The organism is Halobacillus sp. SY10 (assembly GCF_045401165.1).
Classification (GTDB): Bacteria; Bacillota; Bacilli; order Bacillales; family Halobacillaceae; genus Halobacillus; species Halobacillus aidingensis.
Map to the genome: position 1 here is coordinate 2,690,027 of NZ_CP174345.1, position 15,624 is coordinate 2,705,650.

General features: G+C 44.5%; 14 protein-coding genes. 3 read left to right on the forward strand and 11 right to left on the reverse strand.

Features of this window, described 5'->3' with window-relative positions; genetic code table 11:
• Positions 1-55: 55 nt before the first annotated feature.
• From ACJA3J_RS13780 to ACJA3J_RS13830, 11 genes are all read right to left on the reverse strand, one after another.
• Positions 56-574, reverse strand: coding sequence for a L,D-transpeptidase (locus ACJA3J_RS13780; protein ID WP_089651793.1), 519 nt, complete (start codon positions 572-574; stop codon positions 56-58).
• Positions 575-611: 37 nt separating this feature from the next.
• The gene (locus ACJA3J_RS13785; protein WP_406944366.1) at positions 612-1,562 is read right to left on the reverse strand and encodes an aromatic acid exporter family protein; all 951 of its coding nucleotides are present in this window, start codon (positions 1,560-1,562) and stop codon (positions 612-614) included.
• 132 nt (positions 1,563-1,694) lie between these two features.
• Positions 1,695-2,126: a BrxA/BrxB family bacilliredoxin gene (locus ACJA3J_RS13790; protein ID WP_089651791.1), complete on the reverse strand. Its 432-nt coding sequence runs from the start codon at positions 2,124-2,126 to the stop codon at positions 1,695-1,697.
• A gap of 311 nt (positions 2,127-2,437) precedes the next feature.
• Positions 2,438-3,757: a dihydrolipoamide acetyltransferase family protein gene (locus tag ACJA3J_RS13795; RefSeq protein ID WP_089651790.1), complete on the reverse strand. Its 1,320-nt coding sequence runs from the start codon at positions 3,755-3,757 to the stop codon at positions 2,438-2,440.
• 19 nt (positions 3,758-3,776) lie between these two features.
• Positions 3,777-4,760: an alpha-ketoacid dehydrogenase subunit beta gene (locus ACJA3J_RS13800; RefSeq protein ID WP_089651789.1), complete on the reverse strand. Its 984-nt coding sequence runs from the start codon at positions 4,758-4,760 to the stop codon at positions 3,777-3,779.
• Positions 4,761-4,775: 15 nt separating this feature from the next.
• Positions 4,776-5,768, reverse strand: coding sequence for a thiamine pyrophosphate-dependent dehydrogenase E1 component subunit alpha (locus ACJA3J_RS13805; protein WP_089651788.1), 993 nt, complete (start codon positions 5,766-5,768; stop codon positions 4,776-4,778).
• 19 nt (positions 5,769-5,787) lie between these two features.
• Positions 5,788-7,209, reverse strand: coding sequence for a dihydrolipoyl dehydrogenase (lpdA, locus tag ACJA3J_RS13810; protein ID WP_089651787.1), 1,422 nt, complete (start codon positions 7,207-7,209; stop codon positions 5,788-5,790).
• 15 nt (positions 7,210-7,224) lie between these two features.
• Positions 7,225-8,310 (reverse strand): butyrate kinase, encoded by a 1,086-nt coding sequence (buk, locus tag ACJA3J_RS13815; RefSeq protein ID WP_406944367.1) that lies wholly within the window; start codon positions 8,308-8,310, stop codon positions 7,225-7,227.
• Between the two features lie 14 nt (positions 8,311-8,324).
• A complete protein-coding gene (gene bcd, locus ACJA3J_RS13820; protein ID WP_115822413.1) occupies positions 8,325-9,428 on the reverse strand; it encodes a branched-chain amino acid dehydrogenase in 1,104 nt (367 codons plus the stop codon).
• 11 nt (positions 9,429-9,439) lie between these two features.
• Positions 9,440-10,342: a phosphate butyryltransferase gene (gene yqiS, locus ACJA3J_RS13825; protein WP_406944368.1), complete on the reverse strand. Its 903-nt coding sequence runs from the start codon at positions 10,340-10,342 to the stop codon at positions 9,440-9,442.
• A 103-nt stretch (positions 10,343-10,445) separates the two neighbouring features.
• Entirely contained in the window at positions 10,446-12,521 is a 2,076-nt protein-coding gene (locus ACJA3J_RS13830; RefSeq protein WP_406944369.1) for a sigma 54-interacting transcriptional regulator, read from the reverse strand.
• Between the two features lie 135 nt (positions 12,522-12,656).
• On the opposite strand from ACJA3J_RS13830, the gene ACJA3J_RS13835 reads away from it, so the two are divergent.
• From ACJA3J_RS13835 to ACJA3J_RS13845, 3 genes are read left to right on the forward strand one after another with little or no spacing between them, the layout of a single operon-like run.
• Entirely contained in the window at positions 12,657-12,893 is a 237-nt protein-coding gene (locus ACJA3J_RS13835; RefSeq protein ID WP_089651782.1) for a DUF2627 domain-containing protein, read from the forward strand.
• Between the two features lie 43 nt (positions 12,894-12,936).
• The gene (locus tag ACJA3J_RS13840) at positions 12,937-14,844 is read left to right on the forward strand and encodes a DUF294 nucleotidyltransferase-like domain-containing protein (RefSeq protein ID WP_115822415.1); all 1,908 of its coding nucleotides are present in this window, start codon (positions 12,937-12,939) and stop codon (positions 14,842-14,844) included.
• Entirely contained in the window at positions 14,844-15,584 is a 741-nt protein-coding gene (locus ACJA3J_RS13845) for a PolC-type DNA polymerase III (protein ID WP_089651781.1), read from the forward strand. Before ACJA3J_RS13840 ends, ACJA3J_RS13845 begins: the two co-directional genes overlap by 1 nt.
• The last annotated feature ends 40 nt before the right edge of the window (positions 15,585-15,624 follow it).

Below are 15,624 nucleotides of genomic sequence, written 5' to 3' on the forward strand. Positions count from 1 at the left end.
ATGAATGAAAAAAGCCGAAGAGATGGAACTTCCATCTCTTCGGCTTTCTTAGTTTCTAGAGTTGTTTCTGTAATTGGTTTTCTTCCCAGAAGCGATATAAATCAGGCATTTCCTTTTTACTATCTACAATCAAAACATCCGCCTCAGCAGGAACCATGTCAAATAGAGCCTCGACATCTTTGTTATTCATCCGGATACAACCAGCCGAGACTGATTTACCTATGGAATCCGGCTGATTGGTTCCATGAATGCCATAAATTCTACCGTCTGTCCCTCTGGCATCAAAACCGATCCACCTGCTCCCAAGTGGGTTCTTTGGATCACCACCCGGAATATCTTTTTTACGATAGTACGGATCTTTGGCTTTCACTTTAACATTGAACTGCCCCTCCGGCGTCAAGTCCTTCGTCTTCCCTATGGCCGCAGGTGCCTTGAAGAGAACTTTGTCGCTTTGGTAGAGCACAACCTCATGGGTCGCTTTGTTTACAATAATAACGGGCTCAGCCGGTGTGTGAGGAGGAAGTAAAGGGTTTAATAAACTGAAAAGTAAAAGGAAGCTGTACAACTTAATCATCCTCTTTTACTAAGAGTTTCCCCTCACGTTCTCCCCCCTATACATCACTCTTTTTGAACGATCGCTTAATGATCAGGTAGTCCTCTATTTCATTTAATAAATGGAATAGACTCGCTCTTACTTCAAACTCTTCCCGCGTTTCCGGCAATCGGTCTTCCCGGAAGTCCTCTTTCATCTCTTTTAACATCCTCAAATAGATAACAGCTGTATTCCCGGGATGGACAGCATCGGCTAAATCATCGAAAAACTCCGCCATGCGAATGCCGTGGATGTCAGAAGACGATATACGGCTTACAAGTGGAAGCATACGCTCCAAGAGTTCAAACTGTTTGGTCCGCATATGAAAATAGTGATAAAAATGATTGTGGGAACGCAACAAATGATTTTCTACATCTCGATAAGAGAGAGATTTGGCTTTTTCCAGAAGATTAGCGGTCTCCGTTAACTCCTTGCCTGTCCAATCATTATCTCCATTCCGTAGAAATTGAGCAATTTCTCTCAAAATAATGGAAAAGTTGCTTTCCACCTGCTTTCGATACTGATTCAACTTCTTCTCCAGACTAGGCATATATAAATTCAGCAGTAAGGCTGTTCCAATCCCCACTGTTATTAACAACACTTCATTCCATATAATACTCCAGCCGATATCCCCTGAACCGTAGAGGTGAAGGATGATGACTGAGCTGGTTACGATTCCAGGTGTGATTTTAAACCACACCGTAGCAGGAATAAAGGCAAATAACATCAGTCCGATCGAAATGGGATTGTATCCCAATAGCTCAAAAAAGGCAAATGAAAACCCCATCGCTAATAAACAAGCGGAAAAGCGATGCCACGCACTTAAAAATGAACGTTTTCTCGTAATTTGGATACAGAGAATGGTCAAGATCCCCGCTGATGCGAAATTCTCCAGCTGAAGCATCTGAGCAATCCATATGGCAAGTGGTGTTCCCAATGCCGTCTTAATTGTCCGATATCCTATTTTCATTGCTGTGTTCACCTCCGTTCTTTCTTTATAACACTGACCTAAGAAAATCAAGCGTTTCATTATGTAAAGACCGTGCGTTACGTAAAAAAGGATCTTTGTTTTAAAAACAAAGATCCTGGGCTTATTGTATTCTTATACTTCTTCGCAATACTCTTCAAAACTGCGTTGAAGCTTTCCGATGACTTCCATCGGTTCAAATCCTTCAATGTCGTGACGCTCGACCATCGTCTGGATTTTACCGTCCTTCAAAAGTGCAAAAGATGGAGAGGAAGGCGGGTATCCTTCAAAATATTCGCGAGCACGATCTGTCGCTTCACGATCCTGCCCAGCAAAAACAGTAACCAGCTGGTCCGGGCGCTTATCGTAGTGAATCGCATGAGCTGCCGCCGGACGGGCAATACCGCCTGCACATCCACATACAGAGTTGATCATCACAAGGGTTGTACCTTCTTTATTTAGTGCCTGATCGACTTCTTCAGGTGTCGTCAGTTCCGTATATCCTGCTTGTGTAATTTCTTCACGTGCTTTTGAAACAACGTCGTTCATAAAAATATTAAAATCCATTTGACATGGCCCCTTTATAGAAATGCTATGAACATTTTACCAAGATATCTGACATCTTTCAATTGAATTGTCTAATCGTTGATTTCGAGATGCTTGAAAGAGCATAGGAACATTTGGTAAGGGCTCGCTTTCCAAACGCCCCTTACCATATAGGATTCTCGAAATCGCAAAAGTCTTCTATCCATTAGAGTAGTTCCACAGATATTATACCTTCTATAAAAGTTTCGAAACTAATCACCTATAAGAGAAAAAGCCTTGATGAAGAAGATGATAAAAAGCTGTCCTCCATGGTAGGGGACAGCTTTTTTGCATTAGTATACAGATGTGTTGTCTTCTGACATTTTCTCTAAGATTTCTTTCACACGGGCAAGGAAATTGCCGGCGACGAGGCCGTCAAGAACCCGGTGGTCTAAGGATAGACATAGGTTGACCATGTCACGCGCTCCGAACATGCCATTCTGATAAACCGGCTTTTTCACGATGGATTCTACTTGTAAAATAGCGGCCTGAGGGTGGTTGATGACACCCATGGACTGTACGGAACCGAAAGAGCCTGTGTTATTGACGGTGAAGGTACCGCCTTCCATATCTTTCGATGTCAGCTTACCTTGACGTGCTTTGTTGGCAAGGTCTGTAATGTCTTTTGCAATTCCTTTGATGCTCTTTTCATCAGCATCTTTGATAACAGGAACGAACAATTGGTCGTCTTTAGCCACGGCGATGTTCAAGTTGATGGCTTTGCGCTGAATGATCTTTTCTCCTGCCCACATACTGTTCAACTGTGGATATTCTTTCAATGCTTGAGCGACAGCTTTTACAAAGAAAGCGAAATACGTCAGGCTGAAGCCTTCCTGTTGCTTGAACTGGTTTTTCTTTGCATTACGAAGTTCAACCAAATTCGTGACATCTACTTCAACCATCATCCATGCATGAGGAATTTCTGTCTTAGACTTCACCATGTTCGCTGCAATGGCTTTACGGACACCTGTGACAGGGATCTCGATGTCCCCTTCACCGGCTTGTACATTCGGCGTCTGTGGCGAAGAGCCTGGAGTTGGAGCAGCTTTCTGCTCTGCTTGTACAGGTTGCTCGGCAGGTGCTTCTGCTTTTTCTTCTCCAGCTTTTGGAATATCTCCGCTCGCAATGATTTTCTCAATATCTTTACGTGTAATTCTTCCACCGCGACCGGAACCATCGACTTGATTCAAATCAATATCATGTTCCTGTGCAAGCGTCATGACCGCTGGAGAATACCGCTTTTTATTGCCTTTGTCCTGTTTTTTCTCAGGCTTCGTGGAAGCTGCTGATGGTTTTTCTTCAGCCACCGGCGTTTCCTGTGCAGGCGCCTGCTTATTCTCTTCCTTCTCAGGTTCTTCAGCAGACCCCGCTCCCTCTATTTCGATGTAACACATGAGTTCACCGACTTCGATGGTATCTCCTTCGGATGCGACGAGCTCTTTGATCACGCCGGAAAAAGAAGATGGGACTTCTGCGTTCACTTTGTCTGTCATGACTTCTGCAATAGGATCGTATTTATTCACCTGATCTCCAGGCTGAACAAGCCATGTACTGATCGTTCCTTCTGTGACACTTTCACCAAGCTGAGGCATATTGATTTTTTCTAAACCCACAGGAAATCTCCTCCTTCAATTAAAATTCCGCAAGATCTCTCATCGCTTTTTCTACTTTATCTGGATTCATCATGAAGTGCTTCTCCATCGTCGGAGCATAAGGCATCGAAGGGATGTCTGGACCTGCGAGTCGCTGAACGGGAGCATCCAGGTCGAACAGGCAATTCTCACTGATAATTGCGGACACCTCTGAGATGATTCCACCTTCTTTATTGTCCTCAGTTACAAGCAGGACTTTACCCGTTTTGGATGCCGCTTCGATGATTCCTTCTTTATCCAGAGGATACACTGTACGCAAATCGAGAATATGTGCATCAATGCCCTCTTCAGCCAACTTCTCTGCTGCTTGCAAGGCAAAATGGACGCATAGGCCGTAGGTAATAACCGTAATGTCCGAACCTTCGCGCTTCACGTCAGCTTTGCCGATGGGAAGGGTATAATCCTCATCTGGCACTTCGCCTTTAATGAGACGGTAGGCACGTTTATGTTCAAAGAAAAGGACCGGATCATTGTCACGGATCGACGCTTTTAACAAACCTTTGACATCATAAGGCGTCGATGGCATCACAATTTTCAATCCGGGCTGATTCGCGAAAACCGCTTCAACGGACTGGGAATGGTAAAGGGCTCCGTGGACACCGCCGCCATAAGGAGCGCGGATTGTAATCGGAGCACTCCAGTCGTTATTGGAACGGTATCGGATTTTAGCGGCTTCTGAAATAATCTGGTTGACCGCCGGCATGATAAAGTCAGCGAACTGCATCTCAGCTACTGGACGCATGCCATACATAGCTGCACCGATTCCAACACCAGCGATTGCGGATTCAGCTAGTGGTGTATCAAGAACTCTGTCTTCGCCAAATTCATCATAAAGACCATCAGTCGCGCGGAATACGCCTCCACGTTTTCCAACATCTTCACCAAGGACGAACACTTTTTCATCCCGCTTCATTTCTTCTTTCAAAGCTTGAGTGACGGCTTGAATATAAGATATAACTGCCATTATTGCTCCCCCTCCTTACTCTTCGTACACATATTTCATTGCTGATTCCGCTTCCGCATAAGCCGCATTCTCGGCATAGTCAGTCGCTTCATTGACGATTTCACTGATTTCGTCATTCATTTCCTTTTCCTTTTCATCTGTCAGAACACCTGTGTCACGCAAATACTGAGCGAAAGTGACGATCGAATCTTTTTTCTTCGCTTCATCCACTTCTTCTCGCTCCCTGTACGTACGGTCATCATCATCACTGGAGTGTGGAGTGAGGCGGTAGGATACAGTCTCAATCAGTGTTGGTCCTTCTCCATTACGCCCACGATCCGCTGCTTCTTTCACCGCTTCATAAACAGCTAGAGGATCATTGCCGTCTACTGTGAAACCTGGCATACCATAACCGATAGCACGGTCAGAAACTTTTTCACACGCCAACTGTTTCGATACTGGAACAGAAATAGCATATTTATTGTTTTCAACCATAAAGATAACGGGAAGCTTGTGTACACCTGCAAAGTTCGCACCTTCGTGGAAATCTCCCTGGTTGGAAGAACCTTCACCGAATGTTACGAGAGAAACAAAGTCTTTCTTCTCCATCTTCCCTGCCAGAGCGATTCCTACTGCATGCGGCACTTGTGTAGTAACGGGTGATGAACCGGTAACGATTCGGTTTTTCTTTTGACCGAAGTGACCCGGCATTTGGCGGCCACCCGAGTTCGGATCTTCTGCTTTTGCAAAACCGGACAGCATTAAGTCCTGAGCGGTCATACCGAATGACAGAACGACACCCATGTCCCGGTAGTAAGGCAGAGCATAATCTTTTTCACGATCAAGAGCGTAGGACGCCCCTACTTGGGCAGCTTCTTGACCTTGACAGGAAATGACGAATGGGATTTTACCCGCGCGGTTCAGCAACCACATTCGTTCATCGATTCTTCTTGCTAACAACATCGTGCGAAACATGTCCAACACTTGATCATCACTTAAGCCTAAAGCTTTATGGCGATTTTCAGCCATGAGGATCCCTCCTTCAGATTTATCCATGGATTTGATTGCCGTCGACGGCCATAGCCGCTTCCCCGATCGCTTCCGAGAGCGTTGGGTGTGGGTGAATCGTTTCAGCGATTTCCCATGGGGTCGCATCAAGAACTTGAGCCAGAGCTGCTTCTGAAATCATGTCCGTTACATGTGGCCCGATCATATGCACGCCTAATAGATCATCGCTTTCTTTATCTGCTACGATCTTAACGAAACCATCTGTTTCTCCATGAACGAGTGCTTTCCCGATCGCTTGGAATGGGAACTTGCCTACTTTCACATCAAACCCTTTTTCTTTTGCTGCTTTTTCCGTCAAACCGACACTTGAAACTTCAGGGTTGGAGTAGATACAGGATGGCACTTGATCCTGGTTCATCGGATGTGGATTTTGGTCTGCCATATGTTCAACAGCGATCATCCCTTCATGAGAAGCCACGTGGGCCAGCTGCATGCCTCCGATAACATCACCGATTGCGTAAATGTGGCTTTCCTTCGTCTGATAAACATCATTAGTTTGAATAATCCCGTTTTCGACTTGAATATCTGTGTTTTCAAGACCGATATTGTCAACGTTCGCTGATCTACCGACAGAAACCAACATGCGTTCCGCTTCGTAAGTAACCGTCTCGCCGTCCACTTCTGCATCAACTTTTACACCATTGTCTTTCTCGATCGTATCAGGAAGAACCTTGGCGCTCGTAACAATATCGACGCCTTTCTTTTTCATCTGCTTCAACATTTCCCTGGAAATATCTTCGTCTTCAGTAGGAAGAATGTGTGGCAAATATTCAAGAACCGTCACTTTCACACCGAAGTCTGCCAGCATAGATGCCCATTCGATTCCGATGACCCCTCCACCGACGATGATGATCGATTCTGGTAGTTCTTCCATATGAAGAGCTTCATCAGAACTCATGACAACTTCACCATCGATTTCAAGTCCCGGCAATGATTTAGGACGGGAACCTGTCGCCACTAACACATTTTTAGGGATCAACATTTCGTTTTCTTCCCCATTGTTCATCTCCACAGAAATCGTTCCTGCTGTCGGTGAAAAAATAGAAGGACCTAAAATCCGGCCAAAACCTTCAAAGACATCGATTTTCCCTTTTTTCATCAATCCTTGAACACCTTTATGTAGTGTGTCTACAATCGATTGTTTCCGTTCTTGGACTTTCGTAAAATTCAAGGTTGGGTTTTCTGTTGAAATACCATACCGATCGGCTTCTTTCGTTTGTTTAAATACTTCAGCACTTCGAAGCAAAGCTTTCGAAGGGATGCACCCTCTGTGTAAGCATGTCCCACCAAGTTCTCTTTTTTCTACAATCGCTGTTTTCAAGCCTAATTTTGAAGCTCGGATGGCGGCCACGTAACCGCCTGTGCCACCTCCGAGAATGACCAAATCGTATTCTTGTGCCACCTTGGACTCTCCTTCCTATTCTTGAAAGTTAGGATATTGTTTTGGAACTTCTTCTTTATTGAGGACACGTAACGTCCCCTCATTCAACGCTTCCAGCTCATTTTCACCAGGATAGACGAGGACATCTGCAATCCAATGGACACGTTTTGAAATTTCTTCTACGAACGCTTTTCCATAAGCAAGACCACCTGTGAGTGCAATCGCATCCACTTTGCCTTCCATAACGGCACTCATACTTCCGATTTCTTTGGCAATTTGGTAAGCCATAGCTTCAAAGACAACTTTTGCTTTTCGGTCACCATTAGCAACCATCTCTTCGACTTCACGGGCATCGTTTGTATCCAAGTAAGCCATAAGGCCCCCTTGCCCTACCAACTTCTTCATCACTTCATCGCGATAATATTGGCCGGAGAAACATAAGGAAACAAGGTCACCAGCAGGAACGGTACCTGCCCGCTCTGGTGAAAACGGTCCGTCTCCATGTAAACCATTGTTGACGTCAATGACTCGGCCGCCAACGTGGGCACCCACTGTAATTCCACCGCCCATATGAGTGACGATCAAGCGGGCATCCTTATAGGACAGACGGAGATCAGCTGCCGCTCTTCTCGCGACAGCTTTCTGATTCAAGGCATGGAAAATACTTTTTCTTGGTATTTCAGGTACACCAGAAACACGGGCTAATTCATGGAGTTCATCCACCACGACCGGGTCGACGATATAAGCACCTATGTTCAACCCTTGAGCAATTTCACTCGCAATGATCCCACCAAGATTTGACGCATGTTCTCCATTGTATCCATTTTTCAAATCTTCAAGCATTGCCTCATTAACCTCATATGTCCCACCTTCGATTGGACGCAGCAATCCGCCTCTCCCGCACACGGCACTCAATTTGCTGATGTTGATGCCTTCACGGTCAAGCTCGTCGAGAATGACACGTTTACGGAATTCATATTGATCAATGATTCGCTTGTATGAACTGATTTCCTCCGCCGTATGACGGATGGTTTTTTCAAAAACGACTTCCTGATCATCAAAGACTCCGATCTTCGTAGATGTGGAGCCTGGGTTGATGACCAGAATACGATGTGTTTGCAATTCCGAAACCCCCGTTAACCGTTCTGTCTTCTGCTTAAGATGTGTTGACCATTTTGAAGGAACTGACTGCGGGACCTGCGCATACGTTCAATCCGTTCTTCTGCCATACGGTCTGCAGCTACATATGTTGGAATGTTATCACGGCGTGAAATTTCAAATACTCGTGATACGTTGTCATAAATAGTTTCTACGCGCTTCATCGCACGATCTTTATTATATCCGTGCAGCTCATCTGCTACGTTGATGACGCCTCCCGCATTGATTACATAGTCCGGCGTGTAGACAATGCCTTTTTCATGAAGAATATCGCCATGTTTCGTTTCTTTCAACTGGTTATTCGCCGCACCAGCAACGACTTTCGCTTTTAATTGAGGAATCGTTTCATCATTAATCGTTGCACCAAGAGCACAAGGAGCGTAAATGTCACAATCCACACTGTAGATATCGTCAGGATCAACCGCTTTTGCACCAAATTCTTCTACAGCACGCTGAACCGCTTCTTTGTTGATATCTGTAACAACAAGATTGGCTCCTTCTTCGTGAAGATGACGACAAAGGGTAAAGGCCACATTCCCGACTCCCTGGACTGCTACCGTCTTCCCTTCTAAGGAATCCGTTCCGAATCCTTCTTTCGCCGCAGCTTTCATACCACGGTACACTCCGTAAGCAGTCACTGGTGACGGGTTTCCTGAAGAGCCGAATGCAGGAGAGATTCCTGTCACATAATCCGTTTCCTCATGGATAAGATCCATGTCCTGAACAGTTGTGCCTACATCTTCTGCAGTAATGTAACGACCATTCAGACCTTGGATATAACGACCGAAAGCACGGAACATCTCTTCATTTTTATCTTTTTTAGGGTCACCGATGATAACCGTTTTTCCTCCACCAAGGTTGAGGCCGGCTGCAGCATTTTTGTATGTCATTCCTTTTGCCAGACGCAGGGCATCTTCCACTGCATCGTCTTCAGAAGCGTATGTCCACATACGTGTGCCTCCGAGAGCAGGTCCAAGCGTTGTATCGTGGATGGCGATGATTGCTTTTAGACCTGATTGTTCATCTTGACAGAATAACAATTGCTCGTAATCGTACTCTTGCATATAGCTGAAAATTTTCATTGTGAATCCTCCTATTGTTGACTGGCTTGTAAAGCTAAAGCCAGTGAATAAATTTTGCTCTCGGCATCATCCGCTCTGGACGTCAATACGATCGGAGCTTTAGCGCCGCTGATTACGCCCGCCACTTTTCCATTGGCGAAATATATGAATGACTTGTACAAGGCATTGGCCACTTCAATGGATGGCACAACAAGTATGTCCGCCTGCCCTGCTACTTCTGATACAATTCCTTTTTGTTCTGCTGCTTTTGGATCAACCGCATTGTCAAAGGCAAGGGGACCATCCACGATACAGCCCTTCAGTTGCCCGCGCCTGTTCATTTGCGTGAGCATTGCAGCATCTTGAGTGGCTGTCATGGAAGGGTTCACTACTTCTACTGCTGCCAGCGGAGCTACCTTCGGGTTCTTCCAGCCTGCCCTTGTAGCTACTTCCACGGCATTATTGATGATTTGAGCTTTTTCCTCAAGACTCGGCGCGATATTCATCGCTGCGTCTGTGAGGTAAATCAGTTTATCCCTGCCTGGAATTTCAAACAAAGCCACGTGGGACAGTACCGAACCTTTCCTGAGCCCATACTCTTTATCCAGGACTGCTTTCAATAAAGATTTTGTATCGATATGGCCTTTCATGACAACATGAGCTTCACCGGAGTGGACGGCTTTCACAGCGACTTGTGCACTATCCTTTTCACTTGCATGAATCACTTCAATGCCTTCCTGTGATAAATCCAAACCAACAGCTTTTGACTTGTTTTCAATCTCTGTTTGATCTCCTACAAGAAAGAAATCAGCCAGGTTGGATGCCCGGGCCATTTTAACTGCTTTCAATACTTCATCATCTGCTGCTTGAGCAACAGAGACCGTTTTCGGTGAACGACGGTCAATTTGATCGACTAGTTCATCTAACTTTTTCATGCGTCACCTCTTCCCCTCTTCATATACATGCAATATTCATGCCAACTTCTATACACACCAGAATAGGTTCACCTGGAGGTTTGCACCTCTGCAAAAGTCTGCACTATGAAAAATTTTGCATGCTGTTTTTGTCTAGTTGATATTTTTCTAATTTATAATATAAATTCCGAATGGAGATACCTAAAGCTTTGGCTGTCTTCGTTTTATTAAAATCATGAGACCGGTAAGCGTCGGCAAGCAAACTCTTTTCATATTCATCTACAGCCTGCTGCAAGGTTTCTCCCAGCCATGGCGCATTTTCAGTAGGTCGGCCTGATTCCGTCGTCGCCTTTTTCAGCCGAGGAAGGTGCTCCACCTTTATCGTATCTTCCATATTCTCCATATAAATCATCGCTCGGCCGATAATGTTTTCTAGCTCTCTTACATTTCCCGGCCAATCATATTCTTTCAACATACGAAAAGCCTCCTCATCGACTGAGGTTACATGCCTTCCATAGTCTTCATTCAGCTTTTGAATCAAATGGTCGGTCAAAAGCTGGACATCTTCGATTCTTTCACGAAGGGGAGGAATGTAAATTGGAAGCCGGTTCAGACGATAATAAAGATCTTCACGGAAATTCTTGTTCATAATCGCTTTTTCCAAATTGACATTGGTGGCAGCAATTACGCGGACATCCACATGGACAGGCTTCGTACCTCCGACCCTGATGATTTCATTCTCTTGTAGCACCCGCAGCAATTTTGCCTGCATCGGCAATGTCAGTTCACCGATTTCATCAAGAAAAATACTTCCGTGGTTTGCTTCTTCAAACAGCCCTTTTTTACCGCCTCGTTTCGCTCCTGAAAAAGCACCATCTTCGTATCCAAACAATTCGCTTTCCAGTAGGGATTCAGCTATGGCCGCACAATTGACACGGATAAACTTATTATGGCGCCGCTTGCTCTCGTTATGAATCGCATGGGCGAAAAGTTCTTTCCCGGTTCCCGATTCCCCTCTCAACAAGACGGAAGCAGGCGTGCGTGCACCGACTTTCGCTTGTTCAAGAGCCAAGGTCATTTCCTGGGAATCTCCGATGATATCATCAAACGTGTACTTCGCTTCCAAGCTGCGAATGATTTGTCTCGCTCTTTTAAGTTCACTCGTCAATGCTTGAATTTCCGAAACGTCATGAAGGACCCCGACACTCCCCTTCAACTTTCCATCCACGATAACAGGGGCGACATTAACGAGGACATCTTTTTTCGAAGGTCCTACCTTCATACGCACCCCCCGGACAGGCCTTCTTGTGCGAAGGACTTTCATGTGCATACTTTCTCCTTCAGATATATCGACCGTTGCGGGCTTTCCAACGATTTCTTCTTCAGAGAGTCCGGTAATCCTCGTATATGCAGGATTAATCATTAAACCGCTTCCATTTTCATCGACAACCGAAATCGCCTCATCCGAAGATTGAATGATGGCCTCAAGCATCGTTTTCACTTCTTTAAGATCTGTGATTTCCTCAGCAAGATTGACTACTTCCGTAATATCTTTGAAAACAGCAAAAGCACCGATCACCCTTTGATTTTGCCCGATCATCGGAATTCTTGTAGTCACTACTTTCTTCCCATTTCCTAAGGCAAGCTTCTGATTCACTTCTTCTTCGCGGGAGGCGAGGACTTGAGGAAGCCTCGAATCCGGAATGATTTCATTTATGGGTTCTCCAATCATAGATGACCGCCCCATTCCTACGATGCGCTCCGCACTTCGGTTGATAAATGAAACTTTCCCTTCCTCATCTATCACAATCATCCCATCATGAATACTGTTCAAAATCAGGTGCTGATTTTCCGTCTGCTGTTTCAATTTTTGCACAAGCGATTCCTTTTCTTCCAATAATTCTGCGGTCACATAAGCTACCGAGCCTGGAATGACAACCGTCGAGCGTTTTCTGGTTTCACGGATTTCATTAAACACATGTTCTTCCCCTGTAGCTTCGATCACGATATCGATCTCTCTATGTATCCAATCCTGCCAGCGGCGGTCTGTAGAAATCCCGTAACTCTCAGCAAGCGCTATCCCCGGTGCATTTGGGTCGATGTCCGTTACCGCAATCACTAACATACGGTCCATTTTCTTCAACAATTTCAACAGGGCGGTTCCACCTTTCCCTGCTCCGACAATCAACACACGTTTCATTTCACCACACCCTGCAACTTTTTGCGTAACTTTATCGTACCCTAATCTGCATGTTTTAGCAAGTACGTCTATAGTTCCAACCTGCCCTGCCATTTGATATACTTATTCATGGATTGAATTAAAGGAGTTACGAGTATGCGATTAATTGCTTTACTTTTATTAGTCACCCCCGGTGTGATCGCCGTTTATGGAATAAAATTGATTCGAGATGCTCTTTTCGGAGAATTTCACACCATCTTTTTTCACATTGCCATCCAGGGTCTCGTTGGCATTCTATTTGTAGTTGGAGGATTGGCCTTCATTGGTGGCTTTATCCTCCACAGGGACAGAAAGCGCAACTTGACCAAAGGACGGTTTAAACAAAAGGATTAGGCCATAGGTGAAAACAACAACTATGATGAAGGAGTTTTGCTCTGTGACAGAGTTTGAAATGTTTAGAAAGCAATACCCTTTCGATTTGCTTTCTGAGGAAGAGTTTGAAGAAGTATTTGGTAAAGCCATGGTCAGAGAATTTTCAAAAAACGAATTCATCATCCATGAAGACCAAGAAGATGATACGATCGATATCCACTTCATGGTCTCCGGACTTGCTAAAAACATCATGCACCGGTCGAACGGCCGGCAATTATCGGTAAGGTTCTATTACCCCGGAGACCTGGTAGGTGTGATGATCCTCCTCACAAGTGGTGAAATGCGCTTTTCTGTTCAGGCTTTAGAACCAATCAAAACCATTTGTTTTGAACGTGAATCCTTCTTGAAAGTGATGTCAAACAACAATCACTTTTCGAAAGTCGTGATGGATGGCATCAGCCACTTGATGAAAAGCTTATACGATGAAGTAAAATATAAGAGCTCTACGACAGATGAGCAGGATGACCGTGAACTGTACAAAAAACGTGCAGACGCTTATATGGAACCGCCTACGTTCATACACCCTGAAGCCTCGATCGAAAAAGCTGCCCGTATGTTGCAACAGCAAAAGATTGAAGCTCTGATTGTCAGTGATGATCAGCAATCTATGCTCGGAATGATTGGTTATGGGGAAATACTGAGAGCTTACTTTGAGAACGATCACAAAAATCCAGTCAAAGCTTATATGGCTGAAGAGGCCTATGAAATTAATGAACAGGAATTTATCTATGATGCTTTGAGTTACTTGAAGCACCATCCTACAGAAATCATCCCTGTTCTTCATAAGGACAAGGTCGTCGGAATTTTAAGACAGTCCTCGTTTTTCACAATCAAAAATTCCGTTTACTTCGACCTGACTTATAAAATTTCAAATGCTATTACTATAGAAGAAATCAAACCGTTGTCACCGATTCATAATGAACGCTTCCAAAAATTCGTGGCGAGCTTGATAAAAGATCATATGTTCGCTTATGACATCGCGGAATTGATGACGAACTACAACGATCGTATTCACAAACAAGTCGTGCAAATTGCCGAAGACGAAATGATCCGTGAAGGGTATGGAGCTCCACCGATCAATTACTGTTTCCTGGTCATGGGCAGTGAAGGACGGAAAGAACAGGCCTTTTCCACCGACCAGGATAATGCCATCATCCTTGCCGATTATGACAACAGTAAGCATAAAGCGAAAATCGAAAAATATTTTGAAATCTTCACCAATAAAATCAATGATATGTTGAACGAATGTGGTTTTCCTTACTGTACAGGCGGCATTATGGCCAAGGAACCGAAATGGCGTCAGCAGATGAGCGATTGGCATGGGAGTATCGATCAGTGGATCAACAAAATGGATGCAGAAGAAATCCGGGATTTCACCATTTTCATGGACTTCCGTCCGATTACTGGCGATTATTCCCTTGCCTATGATCTAAAGAAATATGTAACAAAACGTGTTCAGAAATCATTGAATCTGCATCAGTTGCTTATGAAAGATACACTTCGTTTCCGTGTCCCTGTCCAGCCATTCGGGAGAATTTCAGGAATCGGAAAAAAACGAACGCTCAACTTGAAAAAGTCAGCGATTATGCAAATCGTCAATGCGATCCGTATTTACAGTATGAAATATGGAATCGAAGAGATTAATACCGTAAACAGACTTGAAGCACTGGCTGAACAAGAACGTTTCCACCCCCGGGATGTGGAAAATGCGAAAACAGCCTTACACCGTCTCATGTTGTTTCGGTTGAAAGCCAACCTTCAACAGTTGGATGACGAAGAACCATTAAGCAATGATTTAAAACTTGGACCTATGAAAAAAGAGGAACGTCGATCACTTAGAGAAGCGCTCATTATCGCCAAACGCCTTCAGCAGGTGCTGGAATTGAGCTATAACCGAAATCGGGTGGTCTAATGCTTCCAGTTGACTTACAAATTATTAAGTATTTGCTTTTTGAGAAACCGATGTACTATTTCAAGATTAAACCTTATTTGAAATGGCACACATACCATGAATTAGAAAAGCAGCTGACCATTTTCAATAAGAAGGAAAGTTTTCACCAGAAGCAATTAAAGGACTTGGACTTTACCATCTTTGACCTTGAGACAACCGGATTCTTACCAGAGATTGGACATGAGATCATATCCATAGGTGCAATAAGGCTCCAAGGTCTGCATGCCTGCCGAATGGAAAAGTTCCATCAGGTGATCCGACCCATTCGCCCTGTCAACAAACAGACGCTGCGTTTAACAGGATTATCCCGGGACCGCCTCAATAATGCCAGCCCTTTCATTGAAGGTTTCCAAAATTTCATGGATTTCAGTGAAGGATCTGTTCTTGTAGCCCACCCCGCAAAATTTGATATGCGGTTCTTAAAGGCCATGTTAAAAAGGTGGAAACTTCCTGATTATGAACCACACGTGATCGACTCCCAGCTTATGGCGCAGTGGCTCCTGCCGAATGTAAGACACCAGCTTGACCCTTTGCTAAAGTATGTAGGCATTGATAAAAGGGAACGACATCACGCATTGAATGATGCCATTATGACGGCAGAGCTATTTCGATATTTGCTTTCAAAAACGATTGACTATGACGTTCACACATTAGAACAATTGAATGAAGTGTTATCTCAACAGAAAAAAACGAAGCAGTGAGGATCACTGCTTCGTTTTTCTGTTTTTTCACTTAAGCTCC